Here is a 15399-nt window from a genome sequence, read left to right as displayed (position 1 = left end):
TTGACCGACAGATTTGTAGTAACAAATTTGTATGGGACTCCGGTTCGAATGGGATCCGGCCAAGGCGGCCCAGCAACCTGCGCAAGCATGGGGTCAGCTTCGAAACGGCCATGCGTGTCTTTGCCGACCCGTTCGCGTTGACGGACCAAGATCGTATCGAGGGCGGAGAGCAGCGCTGGCAGACGCTCGGCATGGTCGCTGGACGTGTCTTGCTGCTCGTGGCCCACACGATCCGGGACGAGGATGAGGACGGCCAGTCGATCGAGATCATTCGCATCATCTCAGCCAGGGCGGCCGACCGGAAGGAGAGACGACGCTATGAGCAGGAAGTCCGTTAGGCACGATGTCGATCTCGCCCGCCTGCCGCCCCTGACCGAGGCGCAGGAGGCCGAGCTCGCGGCGCTGGCCGCCCGCCCGGACAGCGATATCGACACCAGCGACATTCCCCCGCTGACTGAGGCGTTCTGGGAGAACGCCGAACGCGGCCGGTTCTATCGGCCGGTCAAAACCTCGACCACCCTGCGCATCGACGCCGACGTCCTGGCCTGGCTGCGTTCGCAGGGCAAGGGATACCAGTCGCGGATTAACGCGATCCTGCGGCGCGAGATGCTGGCAGCGCTCCGGTCCCGCAAGGCCGATTAGCCTTCACGAGCTGGATCCTGCCCCTTTCCCAAGCGCTCGTCTTTCCGCTAGCGTCGCCAATCCAGCGTATCGGAGGAATCCTTGCAGTTCTCGATCGTCACCGTCGACCGGCCGGACGGGCTGGAGATCCGCCTCGCCAACCGGCCGGCGCATCTCGCCTATCTCGAGGCCAATGCCGCCCGCATCATCGCGGCCGGGCCCCATCTCTCGGCCGACGGGCAGACCATGATCGGCAGCCTGCTGCTGATCGAGGCGGCGGACCGGGCGGAGGCGGAGCGCTTCGTCGCCGAGGACCCGTTCAGCAAGGCGGGCCTGCCGGCCAGCGTCGTCATCACCCCCTGGCGCCGCGTCTATCCGAAGGGCTGAGCCATGAACCACTGGCTGGTCAAGTCCGAGCCCTTCAAATGGAGCTGGGACCACATGGTCAAGGCCAAGCGCACCCATTGGGACGGGGTGCGCAACTACCAGGCCTCGAACAACCTGAAGGCGATGAAGATCGGCGACCAGGCGTTCTTCTACCACTCCAACGAGGGGCTGGAGATCGTCGGCATCGTCGAGATCGTGCGCGAATACTATCCGGACCCGAGCGACGAGAGCGGCCGCTTCGGCATGGTCGACGTGCAGGCGTCGCGGCCGCTGAAGACCCCGGTGACGCTCGCGCAGATGAAGACCGACCCGGCCCTGTCCGGCCTCGCCCTGATCCGCCAGGGGCGGCTGTCGGTCAGCCCCGTGAGCGACGCGGAATGGAAGCACATCTGCAAGCTCGGCGGCGTGGACCCGAAGTGAGGGTCGAATGAGCGGTCCCGGCACCCCTGCCGACGCTCATGTCTGGACGGCCGAGGTGCCGGAGGACGAGGCCCTCTACCAGGCCTGCCTGCCCTTCCTGACCGCGGCGGAGCGGGCGCGGGCGGCGCGCTTCGTCATGCCGGGCGACCGCCGCCGCTTCGCCGCCGCCCGGTCGCTGATGCGCCGGCTGCTGCAGGAAATCTCCGGCATCCCGGCCGGCGACTGGGACTTCGCCATCGGCGACCACGGCAAGCCGCTGATCTGCCGGCCGGAGCAGGGGCGGTCGATCGGCATCAATATCTCCCATGCCGAGGGCATGGTCGCCTGCGCCGCGGCGCCCGGCACGGTGATCGGGGTCGATCTCGAATGGCTCGGCCGGGTGGTGGAGCCGCGCATCGCCGACCGCCGCTTCGCCGCGGCGGAGGCGACGTCGGTGCGGGCGGTGCCGGCGGAGCGGCGGCGCGAGGCCTTCCTGCAGATCTGGACGGTCAAGGAAGCCTATGTGAAGGCGCTGGGCGGCGGCCTGACCATCGCGCTGGACAGCTTCGTGGTCGACGCGCTGTCGGAACGGCCGCAGGTCCGCTTCCTCGACCCGGCGGTCGACGGCGCCGCCTGGCATTTCCGGCAGTGGCGGCCGTCGCCGCGGCATCTGCTGGGGCTGGCGCTGCACCGGCCGGAGGGGGAGCCGGTCATCGCGGTCCGGCACGTTGCCCTGACACCCTGACGGCGGGCGTCGGCTCGGGCGGGCCGGGCAGGATCTCGCGCAGATAGGCGCCGATGCCGTAGGCCTGCTCCCACTGATAGGGATAGCCCAGCGACACCTCCTCGAACCGCGTGCCGTCGCGCCAGTCGGTGTGGCGAACATGCAGATGGCCGCTGACCGCGACCGCGGCGCGGAAGCGCCGGTGCCAGTCCTCGGTCAGCACCGTGCCGCACCAGGGGCTGAAGCGCGGGATGCGCGGGATCCGCACCAGGTCGCGGCGCAGCGGATAGTGGTTGACCAGGATGGTCGGCAGCCCGGCCGGCAGCGCCGCCAGGCGCCGGGCGGTCGCCTCGACCCGGGCCCGGCACCAGTCCTGCCGCGTCGGATAGGGGTCGGGATACAGCAGCAGCTCGTCGGCGCAGACAGCGCTTTCCTCCGCCGCCCAGGCCACCACCTCCTCGATCGGCAGGTCCGCCGGCCGGAAGCTGTAGTCGTAGAGAAGGAAGAGCGGCGCGATCGCATGCTCGCCGCCCGGGCCGGTCCAGACCGGATAGGGATCCTCGGGCGTGGTCACGCCGTGCCGCCGGGCCAGCGCCACCAGCGATTCGTAGCGTTCGACGCCGCGCGGGGCGGCCGGGTTGCGGGCCCGGGTCCACAGCTCGTGGTTGCCCGGCACCCAGATCAGCCGGGCGAACTTCCCGGCCAGAACGGTGAAGGCGCGGCCCAGCCCGTCCGCCGTCTCGGCGATGTCGCCGGCCAGGATCAGCCAGTCCTCGGGATGGCCGGGCAGGGCGTCCAGCCGCTCGAAGCTGGCGTCGGAGGCGAGATGCAGGTCGCTGATGGCGTAAACCCGCATTTCTCACCCTCCTTGCGCCCTGCGTCGCCTTGCGGCGAGTCGGATGCGGGGGCAGGGCGCGAAAAGCATAGCGGCACTACGGTCGAGCGGCCCGCCCCCGCAGGCGGCCGCCGCAAGGCGACCCTTCGGGCCGTTGCCCCGTGCCGGCAGGGTTCGTCGCCGCGCTTGCCCGATGTGCCGCATCGAGCGACGCGCGGCTCCTGCCCTGCCGGCACGGGGCAACGGCGCAGGGTACAACGAGGGTGAGAAATGCGGGTTGAGTCGCATGGAGACAGCTTGGCCGCTCCGGGCCGATCTGGCCAGCTATCCCCTGAACCGGTGCAGCGACACGACCCGGTGCAGTTCGACATCGACGTCGGAGCGCCAGCTGCGCGGCGCGTCGTCGATCAGGGCGTCCGGGTCCGGGCGGGCCGGCTCGTCCGCCCGGCAGAACAGTTCCGGGTACATGCCATGGGCGCAGAAGGCGAAGCCGTCGATGACGGCCTGCACGATCTTCGAAACGGCCCAGCGCAGCGTCCGGTCCGCGGCGGTCGGTTCATCCGGTCTGTTCACCCTCAACACCCCTGCGAGACGCGGCGGACTTCGTGTCCGGCAGGGGCAATGTCGTAACCGGCGGTTACCGGGGCATGTCCGATTCCGGCGGAAGGGTTACGGGTGTCGTAATCGGGCGCCCGCTCAGCGCGGCCGGCGGCGCTCGGCGAAATGCCGTTCGGCGCGGGCCTCGGCGTAGCGGCGGTCGGCCTGGGCCTTGACCTCGGGCCAGCGCGACGCGGCCTCGGCGCTGCTCATCTTGCCGTACAGCGACATGTACGCCTCGTGATGCAGCAGCGTGCGCGGCTTCTCGGTGGCCTGCCAGGCCTCCAGATGCCAGGGCTCGCCGGCATCCTCGAGGACACCGGTCGAGGCATAGATCTGCGCTTCGGCCCGGCTGCCGTCGGCCAGGGCCACGGTCACCGGCTGCAGCGCGTAATCGTCGCTCTCGAAGAACTGCATCCGGTCCATCTCGTCGGGGGTGAAGCCCTCGACCAGCAGCCCGTCGACCCGGCCGTCCGGATGCGGCACCAGGATCGGGTAGCTCTCGCCCTTCACCTTGCGGCTCTGCCGGCCCAGCAGGGTCGCCGGCTGCGTGGCCAGGGCCGTCATCGGGCGGCCGACCACCAGCGCGAACAGGTCGGGATCCTGCAGCGTGCCGAAGAAGAACAGGCGCATCGGTCGTTTCCCTTCCCGGCCCGGACGGTTCCGACGGCGGGGTCGGCCGCCCGTCATTGTGATGGTGCAAGGGGGCGCAATTTGATCCTGCCGCGCCGAAAGTCAAGTCGATTCACGGGGATTTCTTGAGGCCGCAAATCCGGCCTTTTCCCTGTTTTGTCAGGCTGTTTGCAGGTTTTTCTGTGATCGCATGCAAATCAGCTATATACATTTATGCGCGGCCGGCATCGGCCACCAACGGAGATTTGGGGGCAGCGGATGTTACAGGAGTTCAAGACCTTCATTGCCCGCGGCAATGTGATCGACTTGGCAGTCGGCATCATCATGGGCGCCGCCTTTACCACCATCGTGAACTCGCTGGTGAACGACATCATCATGCCGCCGATCGGCGTGCTGCTCGGCGGGGTCGACTTCTCGGAGTATTACATCAACCTGTCGGGCACGAGCTACGCCAACCTGGCCGCAGCCAAGGCCGCCGGCGCCGCGACCATCAACTACGGCGTCTTCATCAACGCCGTGATCAACTTCCTGATCGTCGCCTTCGCCGTGTTCATCCTGGTGAAGCAGGTGAACCGCTTCTACAGGAAGCCCGAGGCCGCCCCGGCCGCGCCGCCGCGCAGCGAGGTGCTGCTGGAGGAGATCCGCGACGCCATCAAGGCGCGGAACTGACCTGTCCTGTCTGCCCTCTTCCTGTCATGCCCGGGCTTGACCCGGGCATCCAGAGAGCGTCGAGACCTTCTGGATTGCCGGGTCAAGCCCGGCAATGACAGGTGGAGGGCGGTCCGGGACTGCGGCGGTCCCGATCAATAGGCGATCCGGATCTCGACCCGGCGCTCGCCGACGGTGACGCCGGCGATGGCGCCGGCGTCGCCATGGCCCTCGACGCGGTGGATCAGGCTCGGCGGGACCCCGTCCGCCATCAGCGCCGCGGCGACGGCCTCGGCCCGCTTGGCCGACAGCGCCTCATGGGCGTCGCGGGCGCCGTCCTTGCCGGCGAAGCCGTCGACGCTGATCGATTTGGCGTTCCAGCTCTTGGCCTCCGCCGCCGCCTTGGCGACCAGCGCCCGCGCATCGGGCGTCAGCTCGGCGCTCTCGTCCTTGAAGAAGATGTCGTAGGGGCCGCCCGCCTTGGGGGCGCAGGCGGCGAGAACGAGGACGGGAACCAGGGCCAGGAGCGCACGACGGCTTGCAATCGGCATGATCGACCTGTTCGCGTGTGTTGTTGGTCAGGAAGCATTACCTGACCGGGCCGGCCGATAGAAGCGCTTCCGCTTCGCTCCGTTGCCGAAAGCGCGTCAGCTCTTGCGCGGTTCGATCGTTCCTTGGGCCAGCAGCGCATCCAGCAGCGCCGCCGCCGCCGGATCGGCCCAGGCCGCCTTGGCCTGCTCCGCGGTCAGCCGGCCATCGCCGCACAGGCGCAGCGCCGTCTCGGCGGCCCCGCCGGCCGGCGCCGGGTGCGCCTCGCCGTCGGCGAACAGGACCAGCCCATCGCCGTCGCGGACGAAGGCGAGGCGGCTGCCGATCGCCCGGCGCAGCGCCCCGGCCGGGCGGCGCTTGCGCGGCGGTGGCGCCTCGCGCTCCTCCTTCGGCTCGGTCAGCAGGCCGCCCAGCCAGCCGGCCAGGAAGCGGCGGTCGTCCAGCTTCTCGGCGAGATAGGCCCGCACCCGCTCGATCACGGCCTCCGGGATCTCGCCCGGGTTGGCCGGCGGGGCCAGGTCCGGGTCGGAATAGCGCCGCTCCTCGTCCTCGGCATCGGCGACCGCGGCGGCGAAGCGGCCGGCCAGCTCGGCCACGCTCGGGGCGCGGAAGCCGATCGAGAAGGTCAGGCAATCGTCCTCGGCGATGCCGTCATGGGCCCAGCCCGGCGGCAGGTACAGCATGTCGCCCGGCTCCAGCACCCACTCCTGCGCCGGCTCGAACTCGGCCAGCAGCTTCAGCGGCTGGTCCGGCACCCAGGCGGGTCGCACCTCGGCGGCGCCGCCGATGCGCCAACGCCGGCGGCCCAGGCCCTGCAGCAGGAACACGTCGTACTGGTCGACATGGGCGCCGACGCCGCCGCCCGGCGGGGCATAGCTGACCATGACGTCGTCCAGCCGCCAGTCGGGCACGAAGCGGAAGCGGTCGCGGAGATCCGCGACCGCCGGCTCCCACAGGTCGACGCCCTGCACCAGCAGGGTCCAGTCCTTGGCCGGCAGCCTGCCGAAATCGGATTCGTCGAACGGCCCGTGCCGCACCGCCCATTTGCCGCGGCGGCGGGTGACCAGCCGGCTCTCCACCCCCTCCTCGCAGGCCAGGCCGGCCAGCTCGTCCGGCGTGATCGGGCTGCTCCAGCCCGGGATCGCCTGCCGGATCAGCAGCGGCGCCTTCTGCCAGTGGCGGGCCAGGAAATCGGCGGCGGACAGGCCGCCGAGCAGGGGATCGGTCATGGAAGCCGCGGTCTTGCTCAGGGAAGGACGGCGCGCACTCTACCGGGTCGATCCGTCCTCGCCCAGCGGCGGTTCGGTCGTGCTAGCATCGCCGCAACGAGACACCGGAGGATGTCATGAGCGCGAATGATCCCGTCGTCATCGCGGGCGCGGCCCGCACCCCGATGGGCGGCTTCCAGGGCGAGCTGAAGGACGTGCGCGCGCCGCCGCTCGGCGCCGTCGCCATCGGCGCGGCGCTGCAGCGCGCCGGCCTCGCCGCCGATCAGGTCGAGGAGGTGGTGATGGGCTGCGTGCTGCCGGCCGGGCTCGGCCAGGCCCCGGCGCGCCAGGCCGCCCGCGGCGCCGGCCTGCCCGACGCGGTGCCCTGCACCACGGTCAACAAGATGTGCGGCTCCGGCATGAAGGCGGTGATGCAGATCCACGATGCCATCGCCGCCGGCTCGATCGGCATCGGCGTCGCCGGCGGGTTGGAGAGCATGACCAACGCCCCCTATCTGCTCGACCGCGCCCGCGGCGGCTACCGCATGGGCCACGGCAGGGTGCTGGACCACATGTTTCTCGACGGGCTCGAGGACGCCTATGAGCCCGGCCGGCTGATGGGCACCTATGCCGAGGACACGGCGCAGCACTACCAGTTCACCCGCGAGCAGCAGGACCGCTTCGCCCTGGCCAGCCTGGAACGGGCGCGCAAGGCGTCGGAGGACGGCACCTTCGCCCGCGAGATCGCGGCGGTGACGGTGAAGGGCCGCGGCGGCGAGGTCAGCATCGCGACCGACGAGCAGCCGCGCAATGCCAAGCCCGAGAAGATCCCGACGCTGAAGCCCGCCTTCCGGCCGGACGGCACGGTGACGGCGGCGAATTCCAGCTCGATCTCCGATGGCGGCGCGGCGCTGGTGCTGCTGCGCCGGTCGGAGGCGGAGAAGCGCGGCCTGCCGGTGCTGGCGCAGATCGTCGGCCATGCCAGCCACGCCCGGGCGCCGGCCTGGTTCACCACCGCGCCGATCGGGGCGATCGAGACGCTGTTCCAGAAGACCGGTTGGTCGGCGAAGGATGTCGACCTGTTCGAGATCAACGAGGCCTTCGCCGTGGTCACCATGGCGGCGATGCGCGACCTCGACCTGCCGCACGACAAGGTCAATGTCCATGGCGGCGCCTGCGCCCTCGGCCACCCGGTCGGCGCGTCGGGAGCGCGGATCATCGTCACCCTGTTGAATGCGTTGGAGACCCATGGCCTCAAGCGCGGCGTCGCGGCGCTCTGCATCGGCGGCGGCGAGGCGACGGCGGTGGCGGTCGAGCGGGCGGCGGCCTGATCGTGGGTTGGGTTCGCTATCGGCGAACCCAACTTGGTTCTGTCGAGGGGTGTTGATTGTCGGGTTCGCGTGCCGCGAACCCGACCTACGTCAGCCGGGCGGAAGGCCCGGAGGAGAAGGATGATGACGGAGAAGACGCGGATCGGCGTGGTCGGCCTCGGCAGCATGGGTGCGGCGATGGCCGGGCGCCTGCTCGATCAGGGCTGGCCGGTCGCGGTGTGGAACCGCAGCGCCGGGGCGGAGGAGCCGCTGCTGGCCAAGGGCGCGGTGCGGGCGGCGACGCCGGCCGAGGCCGCGGCGGGCGGCATCGTCCTGTCCATGGTGGCCGACGATTCGGCGCTGAAGGGCGTGACCACCGGCGACAGCGGCATCCTGTCCGGCCTCGGCGAAGGCGGCGTGCACGTGTCGATGAGCACGGTCAGTCCGGCGATCGCGGCCGACCTCGCCAAGGCGCATGCGGAGGCCGGCTCGGCCTATGTCGGGTCGCCGGTCTTCGGCCGGCCGCCGGCGGCAGGCTCCGGCCAGCTCTGGATTGCCGTCTCCGGCCCCGCTGCGGCCAAGGACAGGGTCCGGCCCGTGCTGGAGACGCTGGGCCAGGCGGTGCAGGATTTCGGCGAGGCGCCGGAGGCGGCGAACGTCGTCAAGATCGGCGGCAACTTCATGATCGCGGCGGCGATCGAGGCGATGGCGGAGACCTTCACCCTGCTGGAGAAGCACGGCGTCTCCGCCCGCCAGGCGCATGAGCTGTATTCCAGCTCGATCTTCGCCGCGCCGATCTACAAGAACTACGGCGGTTTCATCGTCGACCGGAAGTTCTCGCCGCCCGGCTTCCGCATGCCGCTGGGCCTCAAGGATGTCGGCCTGGCCATGGCGGCGGGCGAGAAGGCGGGGGTGCCGCTGCCCTTCGCCGCAGTGCTGCGCGAGCGCTTCATCGGTTCGATCGCCCGCGGCCGCGGCGACCTCGACTGGACCGCGATCGCGCTCGACGCCGCCGAGGCGGCGGGGCTGAAGGTGGATTAGGGCTGCTATTCGGCCGCCGGCTCGGCCACCCGGTGCTGGCGCCGCCACAGCGCGGCGTAGAGCCCGTCCCGGGCCAGCAGCGCCGCGTGGCTGCCGCGCTCGGCGATCCGGCCGCGGTCCAGCACCAGGATCTCGTCGGCATGGACCACGGTCGACAGCCGGTGGGCGATGATCAGCGTCGAGGTGCCGCGCGAGGCCTCGGCCAGGCGTTCCTGGATCGCCTGCTCGGTGGCGCTGTCCAGCGATGACGTCGCCTCGTCGAAGATGAACAGCCGCGGCCGCTTCAGCACGGCGCGGGCGATGGCGACGCGCTGCTTCTCGCCGCCCGACAGCTTCAGCCCGCGCTCGCCGACCCGCGTGTCCCAGCCGTCCGGCAGCCCGGCGACGAAGCGGTCCAACTGGGCGATCCGCGCCGCCGCCTCGACCTCCTCCCGCGTCGCCTCGGGTCGGCCGAAGACCAGGTTGTCGAACAGCGTCTCGTTCAGCAGCACCGTGTCCTGCGGCACCACGGCGATGGCGGCACGCAGCGAGGCCTGGGTGATGTCGCGCAGGTCGTGGCCGTCGATCCGGATCCGGCCGTCGGACGGGTCGTAGAAGCGGAACAGCAGGCGGGCGATGGTCGACTTGCCGGCGCCCGAGGCCCCGACCACCGCCACCGTCCGCCCGGCCGGCAGGGTGAAGCTGACGTCGCGCAGGATCGGCCGGCGCGGGTCGTAGGCGAAGGAGACGTGCTCGAAGGCCAACTCGCCCCGGCCGGGCGGCAGCGGCACGGCGCCCGGCGCATCCGTCACCTCCGGCGCCTCGTCCAGCAGCGCGAACATCTGCTCGACCGACCCCAGCGAGTTGCGGATCACCCGGTACAGGCGGCTCAGCTGCTCCAGCGGCCGGGCCAGGCGGACGAAATAGGTGTTCAGCAGCACCAGGTCGCCGACCGACATGGTGCCGGCCTGCACCGCCCGGCCGCCGAGGATCAGGAGGATGGCGAGGCCCAGGCTCAGCACGGTCATCTGGGCGATGCCGTTCAGGCTGCGCAGCGCCAGGCCCCGCGCCGCCAGCCGCTCCACCTCCTCCAGCCGCTCGTCGTAGCGGCGGCCGATCGCGCCCTCGGCGCCGAAATACTTCACCGTCTCGTAGTTGATCAGGCTGTCGATGGCGACAGCATGGGCGCTGCTGCTCTCCCGGTTCATGGTCCGGATCGTGGTGCGCAGGCTGTCGGCGCCCAGCGTCATGGCCCAGGCGAAGGCGGCCAGGGTGGCGGCGGTGACCAGGGCGTAGAAGGGCGGCAGATGCGCCAGCAGGATGAAGCAGGTGGCGGCGATCTCGATCAGCAGCGGCAGGATGCGGAAGGCGACGTCGTAGATCAGCTCGCGGATGCCGGACAGGCCGCGGCCCAGGTCCTCGCTGACCGCGCCGGTGCGGCGGCCCAGATGGAAGCGCAGCGACAGCCCGTGCAGATGGGTGAAGAAGGTGCGGCTCAGCCGCCGCACCAGCCGGTGCTCGATCGGGCCATAGGCCGCGTACTGCATCTCGCCCAGGATGCGCCCGATCCATGAGGCGACGGCGTAGGCCGAGATGATGCCCATCGCCCCGACCGCCCAGGCGTTCGCCTTGCCGGTATAGGCGTCGATCGCCAGGGAAAACAGCAGCGGCACCAGCGCCACGGCGAAGGAGGACAGGAAGACGAGCGCGACGCAGGCCAGGATGCGCAGCCGCACGCCCCAGCTTTCGCCCTGCCACAGATAGGGCATGACCCGGGCCAGCGTGGCCAGGTCGCCGCGCGCGCTGTGGTCCCCCCGGGGCGGTGTCATCGACATGCCGCGGCGTCCGTTCCGTCCGTTCGTCTCCGCCATCCTAAACGGAAGGTGGCCGCAGATCCGTCGCCGATCTAGGCTCCGGGGAATAGCGGGAGGAGGGCCGGATGCCGTCGCCGATCGAGTTCTATTTCGATTTCGCCAGCCCCTACGGCTATCTCGGCGCCACCCGGATCGACGCGCTGGCCGCGCGCCACGGCCGCACCGTCGCCTGGAAGCCGGTGCTGCTGGGTCCGATCATGAAGCGGATCGGCACCCAGCCGATCCGCAGCCTGCCGGTGCGCGGGCCGTATCTGGAGCAGGACGCGGCGCGCTTCGCCGCCTTCCTCGGCGTGCCCTTCACATTGCCGGCGCAATGGCCGATCGCGGCGCTGGCGCCGTCCCGCGCCGTGTGGTGGCTGGCCGACGACCGGCCGGCGCTGGCGCACGACCTCGCCGTCGCGCTCTACGACGCGCATTGGGGCCGCGGCGAGGACATCGCGGCGCCAGAGGCGGTGATCCGCATCGCCGCGAGCCTCGGCCTCGATGAAGCGGAGACGGCGGAGGCGATCCAGCGGCCGGAGGTCAAGGACCGGCTGCGGGCCGAGACCGACGCGGCGCTGGCGAAGGGCGTGTTCGGGTCGCCCTTCTTCCTGCTGGACGGCGAGGGCTTCTGGGGCGCCGACCGGCTGGACCAGCTGGAATGGCGCCTCCAGGGCAGCCCGTGCGCGTCGATGGGCTGACTCATTTACTGTCATGCCCGGGCTTGACCCGGGCATCCAGAGAGCGTCGACACCTTCTGGATTGCCGGGTCAAGCCCGGCAATGACAGGAAGAGGGAAGGCCTTACCTGACCTTCTCCGGCTTGTAATACTCCGGCGCCCAGCCCTTGCCGGTCCAGCGGAACAGCCGGTTGCCGTCGATCAGCAGGTCGCGCTTGCCGGCGCTGTAGCTCGGCGCCAGGCCCAGATCGTGCGCCTTGCCGTCGGCGACCGGGGTCAGCGACTGCGAGCCTTCGGCCAGGATCTCCCAGGGGCAGCCATTGGCGTCGCAGTGCTTGGCGTCGTTCCAGAACACGATCACGTCCGGGGTCAGCTGGCCGGGCTTCTCGTCCAGCTCCATCTCGGCCACCTGGAACGGCGCGTCGCGCCAGTTGATCACCGCCGGCGCCACCATCGGCGCGTAGCGCGACTCGAGCAGCGGGATCAGCCGGTCGGGGATCGGGTTCAGCCAGCGCAGGGGCGGCGGCGGGGTGCCCGGGGTGGGGGCGCTCGGCGGCGTCGCCTCGGCGGTGTCGGTCTGGGCGGGCGCGGCGGCGCCGGCATCGCCCTGGGCCGGCGGCGTGGCCGGCGCGATCGGGGTCGGCGCGCCCGGCGTGGCGGCGACGGTGCGGCCGCCGCTGGCGAGATGGGCCACGGTCTCCACCGTCAGCCCGCCATTCGGCGACGGCAGGTTGTTCTTCTGCTGATAGTCCCGCACCGCGGCCAGGCTGCGCTGGCCCAGGATCCCGTCGACCTGCCCCAGCCGATAGCCCGCCCCGTTCAGGGCGCTCTGCACCGCGCCGATCTCGGCCCGGTCGAAATCGATCGCCGGGCTGTCATAGACATAGGATCCGGCCAGGCGGGGCGCGCCGTCGCAGTTCTTCGGCAGCGCGTTGGCCGTGTCGATCGTGGCGCCGCGGCCGTCGAAGCGGATCGCCAGGGCGGCGCCGCTGTTGCTGGTCCAGGTGATGGTGTCGCCCACCGGCTTGGCCATGCCGGACATCAGGCAGATGCCGCCGCGGGTGGACCGGTGCAGCAGGAAGGCGACGCTGCCGTCCTGCGTCGGCTCCACCAGCAGCCGGATCGCGGCGCCGCCGCTGGCCGCATAGGTGCCGGGCTCGATGTTGGCGGCCAAAGCGGTGCCCGCCCAGCCGGCAGTCGCGGCCAGGCAGGCCAGGGCAAGGAAGGAACGCATCCGGGGCTCTCCGTATGATCTCGGTCGCCGTGCGAAACGTCCGGGGCGCAGGTCCGGTTCCGATTCCGCGCGGGTGACGGCGGCGGTGCTTTCGGCTAAACCGCCACACTCCCCTGGAAGATGACCGTCATGTCCGAGACCCGAATCATCAAGCCTCAGCCGATCAGCGGCTTCCCGGAATGGCTGCCGGAGGAGAAGCTGGTCGAGGACCATATCCTGCGCATCATCCGCGAGGAGTATGAGCGCTACGGCTTCACCCCGATCGAGACGGCGGCGGTGGAGCGGCGCGAGATCCTGACCGCGAAGGGCATCGTCGAGAAGGAGATCTACGCCCTGTCCCGCCTGGCGGCGGGGGAGGGGGAGGATCCCTCGACCGACATGGCGCTGCATTTCGACCTGACCGTGCCGACCGCGCGCTACGTGGCGCAGAACGCGGCGCGGTTGACCTTCCCGTTCCGGCGCTACCAGATCCAGAAGGTGTGGCGCGGCGAGCGGCCCCAGGCCGGCCGGTTCCGGGAGTTCTACCAGGCCGATATCGACGTCATCGGCAACGGCAGCCTGGGCTTCCTCAACGACGCCGAGATTCCCTGCGTCATCAATGCCATCTTCGCCCGCATCGGCATCGGCGAATTCGTCATCCGCATCAACAACCGCAAGCTGCTGCAGGGCTATCTGCTCGACCAAGGGCTGTCGGCCGAGGGCGTCGGCGCGGCGCTGAAGGTGATCGATTCGATCGAGAAGGTCAGCCGCGAGCGCACCGTGGCCGACCTCGCCGCCCAGGCCGGCGTCGACGCCGCGGCGGCGGAGCGGATCGTCGGTCTCGTCACCCGGCCGGTGACCATCGCCGATCTGCGCGCGATCGAGGGCGGCGACCTGTACCGCGAGGGGCTGGACGAGCTGGGCCAGGTGGCCGACGGGCTCGCCGCCTTCCAGGTGCCGGCGCATCGCTGGCGCATCGACCTCGCCATCGTCCGCGGCCTCGACTACTACACCGGCACGGTCTACGAGACCCAGCTGGTGGCGAACCCCGAGGTCGGCAGCATCTGCTCCGGCGGCCGCTACGAGGATCTGGCCAGCAACTACACGCGGCAGAAGCTGCCGGGCGTCGGCATCTCGATCGGCGTCACCCGGCTGCTGTCGCGCCTGTTCGACGCCGGCCTGCTGAAGCCCGGCGCCGCCACCCCCGCCCAGGTGCTGGTGACGGTGATGGACCGGGCGCAGCTGCCCTATTATCTCGGCCTGGCCACCACGCTGCGCGCCGCCGGCATCGCGACCGAGCTGTTCACCGAAGGGAAGAAGGTCGGCGACCAGCTGAAATACGCCGACAAGAAGGGCTTCCGCCTGGCCGTGATCGCCGGCGAGACCGAGATCGCCGCCGGTTCGGCCGTCCTCAAGGATCTGGCGTCGGGCGGGCAGTCCACCCACCCGCAGGGCGAGCTGGCCGACGCCGTGCGGCGGGCGCTCGCCCCGTAAAAGGCGGATGGACGCGCCTCGCGACAGTGCAGCTTCACCTCTCCCCAGGGGAGAGGTCGAAATCGCCATGGCGATTTCGGGTGAGGGGGGTGCCCCGGCCCATCCAGCGTCGAGCCGATGGGAATGGTCCGCTTCGACGTCCAGGCCTGAGCTGCCCCCTCACCCTCCCACCCGCTGCGCGGGCGGGCCCCTCCCTCTCCCCGAGGAGAGGGAAAGCAAGGCCCGGCCGGGCAAGCGAGAGGCTTGACCCGTGGAATTGCCGGCCGCCCTGCGGGCCGCGGTCGACCGGGCGCTGGAGGGCGTCGCCCTGGCCGAGCTGTCGGCCGCGGCGTCGCTTCTGTCGCAGCGCTATAGGGCGGAGCTGCGCGACGGCCGCTTCCATGTCGCGGACGACCGGGCGGTGCAGGCCTATCTCGCCACCCGGCTGCCGGCCACCTACGCCGCCGTCCGCGCCTGCCTGGAGGCGGTGGCGGATCGATGCCCGGATTTCGCCCCCTCCAGCCTGCTCGACGCCGGCGCCGGGCCGGGCACCGCGCTCTGGGCCGCCGCCGAGACCTGGCCGGGGCTCGCCGCCGCCACCCTGCTGGAGGGCAGCGCCGCCTTCCGCGACTGGGGCGCCCGGCTGGCCGGGGACGCGGTGCCGCCGGCGGAATGGCGCGCCGCCGACCTGGCCCGGCCGCTGCCGACACTGCCGGCGCACGACCTCGTCATCCTGTCCTATGTGCTGGACGAGCTGGCGCCCGACCGGCGCGATGCCCTGGTCGACGGGCTGTGGGCGGCGACCGGCGACATCCTGCTGATCGTCGAGCCCGGCACGCCCGCCGGGTACCGCCGCATCCTCGACGCCCGGGCTCGGCTGATCGCCGCCGGCGGTCATGTCGTGGCGCCGTGCCCGCACGGCCGCGCTTGCCCGCTGGTCGAGCCCGACTGGTGCCATTTCGCGCGGCGCGTCGCCCGCTCGCGCCTGCACCGCCAGGCCAAGGGCGGCGAGGTGCCGTGGGAGGACGAGAAGTTCTCCTATGTCGCGGTCTCGCGCCGCCCGGCCGCACCGATCCTGGGCCGCGTCATCGCCCCGCCCCGCGGCGCCGGCTCGCGCATCGACCTGCGGCTGTGCGCGCCGGAGGGGCTGGTCGAGCGCACCGTGACCAAGCGCGACGGCGCCCAGCTGAAGACGGCGAGGCGGCTGAGATGGGGCGATGCGCTGGAGGCGGACGACAGCCGCGGGTAGG

General features: G+C 71.2%; 18 protein-coding genes. 11 read left to right on the top strand and 7 right to left on the bottom strand.

Annotated features, from left to right (window positions below; all coding sequences use genetic code 11):
* The first annotated feature begins 110 nt into the window (after positions 1-110).
* The 5 genes from LG391_RS07230 (at position 111) to LG391_RS07210 (ending at position 2152) form a co-directional block, all read left to right on the top strand.
* The gene (locus LG391_RS07230) at positions 111-338 is read left to right on the top strand and encodes a BrnT family toxin (RefSeq protein WP_255646451.1); all 228 of its coding nucleotides are present in this window, start codon (positions 111-113) and stop codon (positions 336-338) included.
* Positions 319-642, top strand: a complete 324-nt coding sequence (locus LG391_RS07225) for a BrnA antitoxin family protein (RefSeq protein ID WP_225767296.1) — start codon at positions 319-321, stop codon at positions 640-642. Before LG391_RS07230 ends, LG391_RS07225 begins: the two co-directional genes overlap by 20 nt.
* Positions 643-723: 81 nt before the next feature.
* Complete coding sequence (locus LG391_RS07220; protein WP_225767295.1) at positions 724-1008, top strand: YciI family protein; 285 nt, start codon at positions 724-726, stop codon at positions 1006-1008.
* Positions 1009-1011: 3 nt separating this feature from the next.
* Positions 1012-1428 (top strand): EVE domain-containing protein, encoded by a 417-nt coding sequence (locus tag LG391_RS07215; protein WP_225767294.1) that lies wholly within the window; start codon positions 1012-1014, stop codon positions 1426-1428.
* 7 nt (positions 1429-1435) lie between these two features.
* The gene (locus tag LG391_RS07210) at positions 1436-2152 is read left to right on the top strand and encodes a 4'-phosphopantetheinyl transferase superfamily protein (RefSeq protein WP_225767293.1); all 717 of its coding nucleotides are present in this window, start codon (positions 1436-1438) and stop codon (positions 2150-2152) included.
* On the opposite strand, the gene LG391_RS07205 is transcribed toward LG391_RS07210, so the two are convergent.
* From LG391_RS07205 to LG391_RS07195, 3 genes are all read right to left on the bottom strand, one after another.
* Entirely contained in the window at positions 2118-2987 is an 870-nt protein-coding gene (locus LG391_RS07205) for a metallophosphoesterase (protein WP_225767292.1), read from the bottom strand. The two genes, LG391_RS07210 and LG391_RS07205, sit on opposite strands and share 35 nt — an antisense overlap.
* 303 nt (positions 2988-3290) lie before the next feature.
* Positions 3291-3539 (bottom strand): hypothetical protein, encoded by a 249-nt coding sequence (locus tag LG391_RS07200; RefSeq protein WP_225767291.1) that lies wholly within the window; start codon positions 3537-3539, stop codon positions 3291-3293.
* A gap of 123 nt (positions 3540-3662) precedes the next feature.
* The gene (locus LG391_RS07195) at positions 3663-4196 is read right to left on the bottom strand and encodes a gamma-glutamylcyclotransferase family protein (RefSeq protein ID WP_225767290.1); all 534 of its coding nucleotides are present in this window, start codon (positions 4194-4196) and stop codon (positions 3663-3665) included.
* A 258-nt stretch (positions 4197-4454) separates the two neighbouring features.
* Here LG391_RS07195 and mscL point away from each other — a divergent pair, with 258 nt between their 5' ends.
* Entirely contained in the window at positions 4455-4865 is a 411-nt protein-coding gene (gene mscL, locus LG391_RS07190; RefSeq protein WP_225767289.1) for a large conductance mechanosensitive channel protein MscL, read from the top strand.
* Positions 4866-4999: 134 nt separating this feature from the next.
* Here mscL and LG391_RS07185 read toward each other — a convergent pair whose 3' ends face one another.
* Together LG391_RS07185 and LG391_RS07180 are read right to left on the bottom strand one after the other, a co-directional pair.
* Entirely contained in the window at positions 5000-5395 is a 396-nt protein-coding gene (locus LG391_RS07185) for an OmpA family protein (protein ID WP_225767288.1), read from the bottom strand.
* Positions 5396-5491: 96 nt separating this feature from the next.
* Positions 5492-6622: a cupin domain-containing protein gene (locus LG391_RS07180; RefSeq protein WP_225767287.1), complete on the bottom strand. Its 1131-nt coding sequence runs from the start codon at positions 6620-6622 to the stop codon at positions 5492-5494.
* Between the two features lie 116 nt (positions 6623-6738).
* On the opposite strand from LG391_RS07180, the gene LG391_RS07175 reads away from it, so the two are divergent.
* Together LG391_RS07175 and LG391_RS07170 are read left to right on the top strand one after the other, a co-directional pair.
* Positions 6739-7932, top strand: coding sequence for an acetyl-CoA C-acyltransferase (locus tag LG391_RS07175; protein WP_225767286.1), 1194 nt, complete (start codon positions 6739-6741; stop codon positions 7930-7932).
* Positions 7933-8055: 123 nt separating this feature from the next.
* Positions 8056-8952, top strand: coding sequence for an NAD(P)-dependent oxidoreductase (locus LG391_RS07170; protein ID WP_225767285.1), 897 nt, complete (start codon positions 8056-8058; stop codon positions 8950-8952).
* Positions 8953-8957: 5 nt separating this feature from the next.
* Here the strand turns inward: LG391_RS07170 and LG391_RS07165 are convergent, their stop codons facing one another.
* The gene (locus LG391_RS07165; protein WP_225767284.1) at positions 8958-10766 is read right to left on the bottom strand and encodes an ABC transporter ATP-binding protein/permease; all 1809 of its coding nucleotides are present in this window, start codon (positions 10764-10766) and stop codon (positions 8958-8960) included.
* A 104-nt stretch (positions 10767-10870) separates the two neighbouring features.
* On the opposite strand from LG391_RS07165, the gene LG391_RS07160 reads away from it, so the two are divergent.
* Positions 10871-11485 carry a 2-hydroxychromene-2-carboxylate isomerase gene (locus LG391_RS07160; RefSeq protein WP_225767283.1) on the top strand — a complete coding sequence of 205 codons (615 nt, stop codon included), beginning with the start codon at positions 10871-10873 and terminating at the stop codon, positions 11483-11485.
* Between the two features lie 102 nt (positions 11486-11587).
* On the opposite strand, the gene LG391_RS07155 is transcribed toward LG391_RS07160, so the two are convergent.
* Positions 11588-12697, bottom strand: a complete 1110-nt coding sequence (locus LG391_RS07155) for a peptidoglycan-binding protein (protein WP_225767282.1) — start codon at positions 12695-12697, stop codon at positions 11588-11590.
* Positions 12698-12826: 129 nt separating this feature from the next.
* Here LG391_RS07155 and hisS point away from each other — a divergent pair, with 129 nt between their 5' ends.
* Together hisS and LG391_RS07145 are read left to right on the top strand one after the other, a co-directional pair.
* Positions 12827-14170, top strand: a complete 1344-nt coding sequence (hisS, locus tag LG391_RS07150; RefSeq protein WP_225767281.1) for a histidine--tRNA ligase — start codon at positions 12827-12829, stop codon at positions 14168-14170.
* A 250-nt stretch (positions 14171-14420) separates the two neighbouring features.
* Positions 14421-15398, top strand: coding sequence for a small ribosomal subunit Rsm22 family protein (locus tag LG391_RS07145; protein WP_225767280.1), 978 nt, complete (start codon positions 14421-14423; stop codon positions 15396-15398).
* Position 15399 lies beyond the last annotated feature (1 nt).

The sequence above is a fragment of the Inquilinus sp. Marseille-Q2685 genome, from assembly GCF_916619195.1.
Classification (GTDB): domain Bacteria; phylum Pseudomonadota; class Alphaproteobacteria; order DSM-16000; family Inquilinaceae; genus Inquilinus.
Note: the sequence above shows the minus strand (reverse complement) of the source record. Positions and strands in the feature narration are given on the sequence as shown.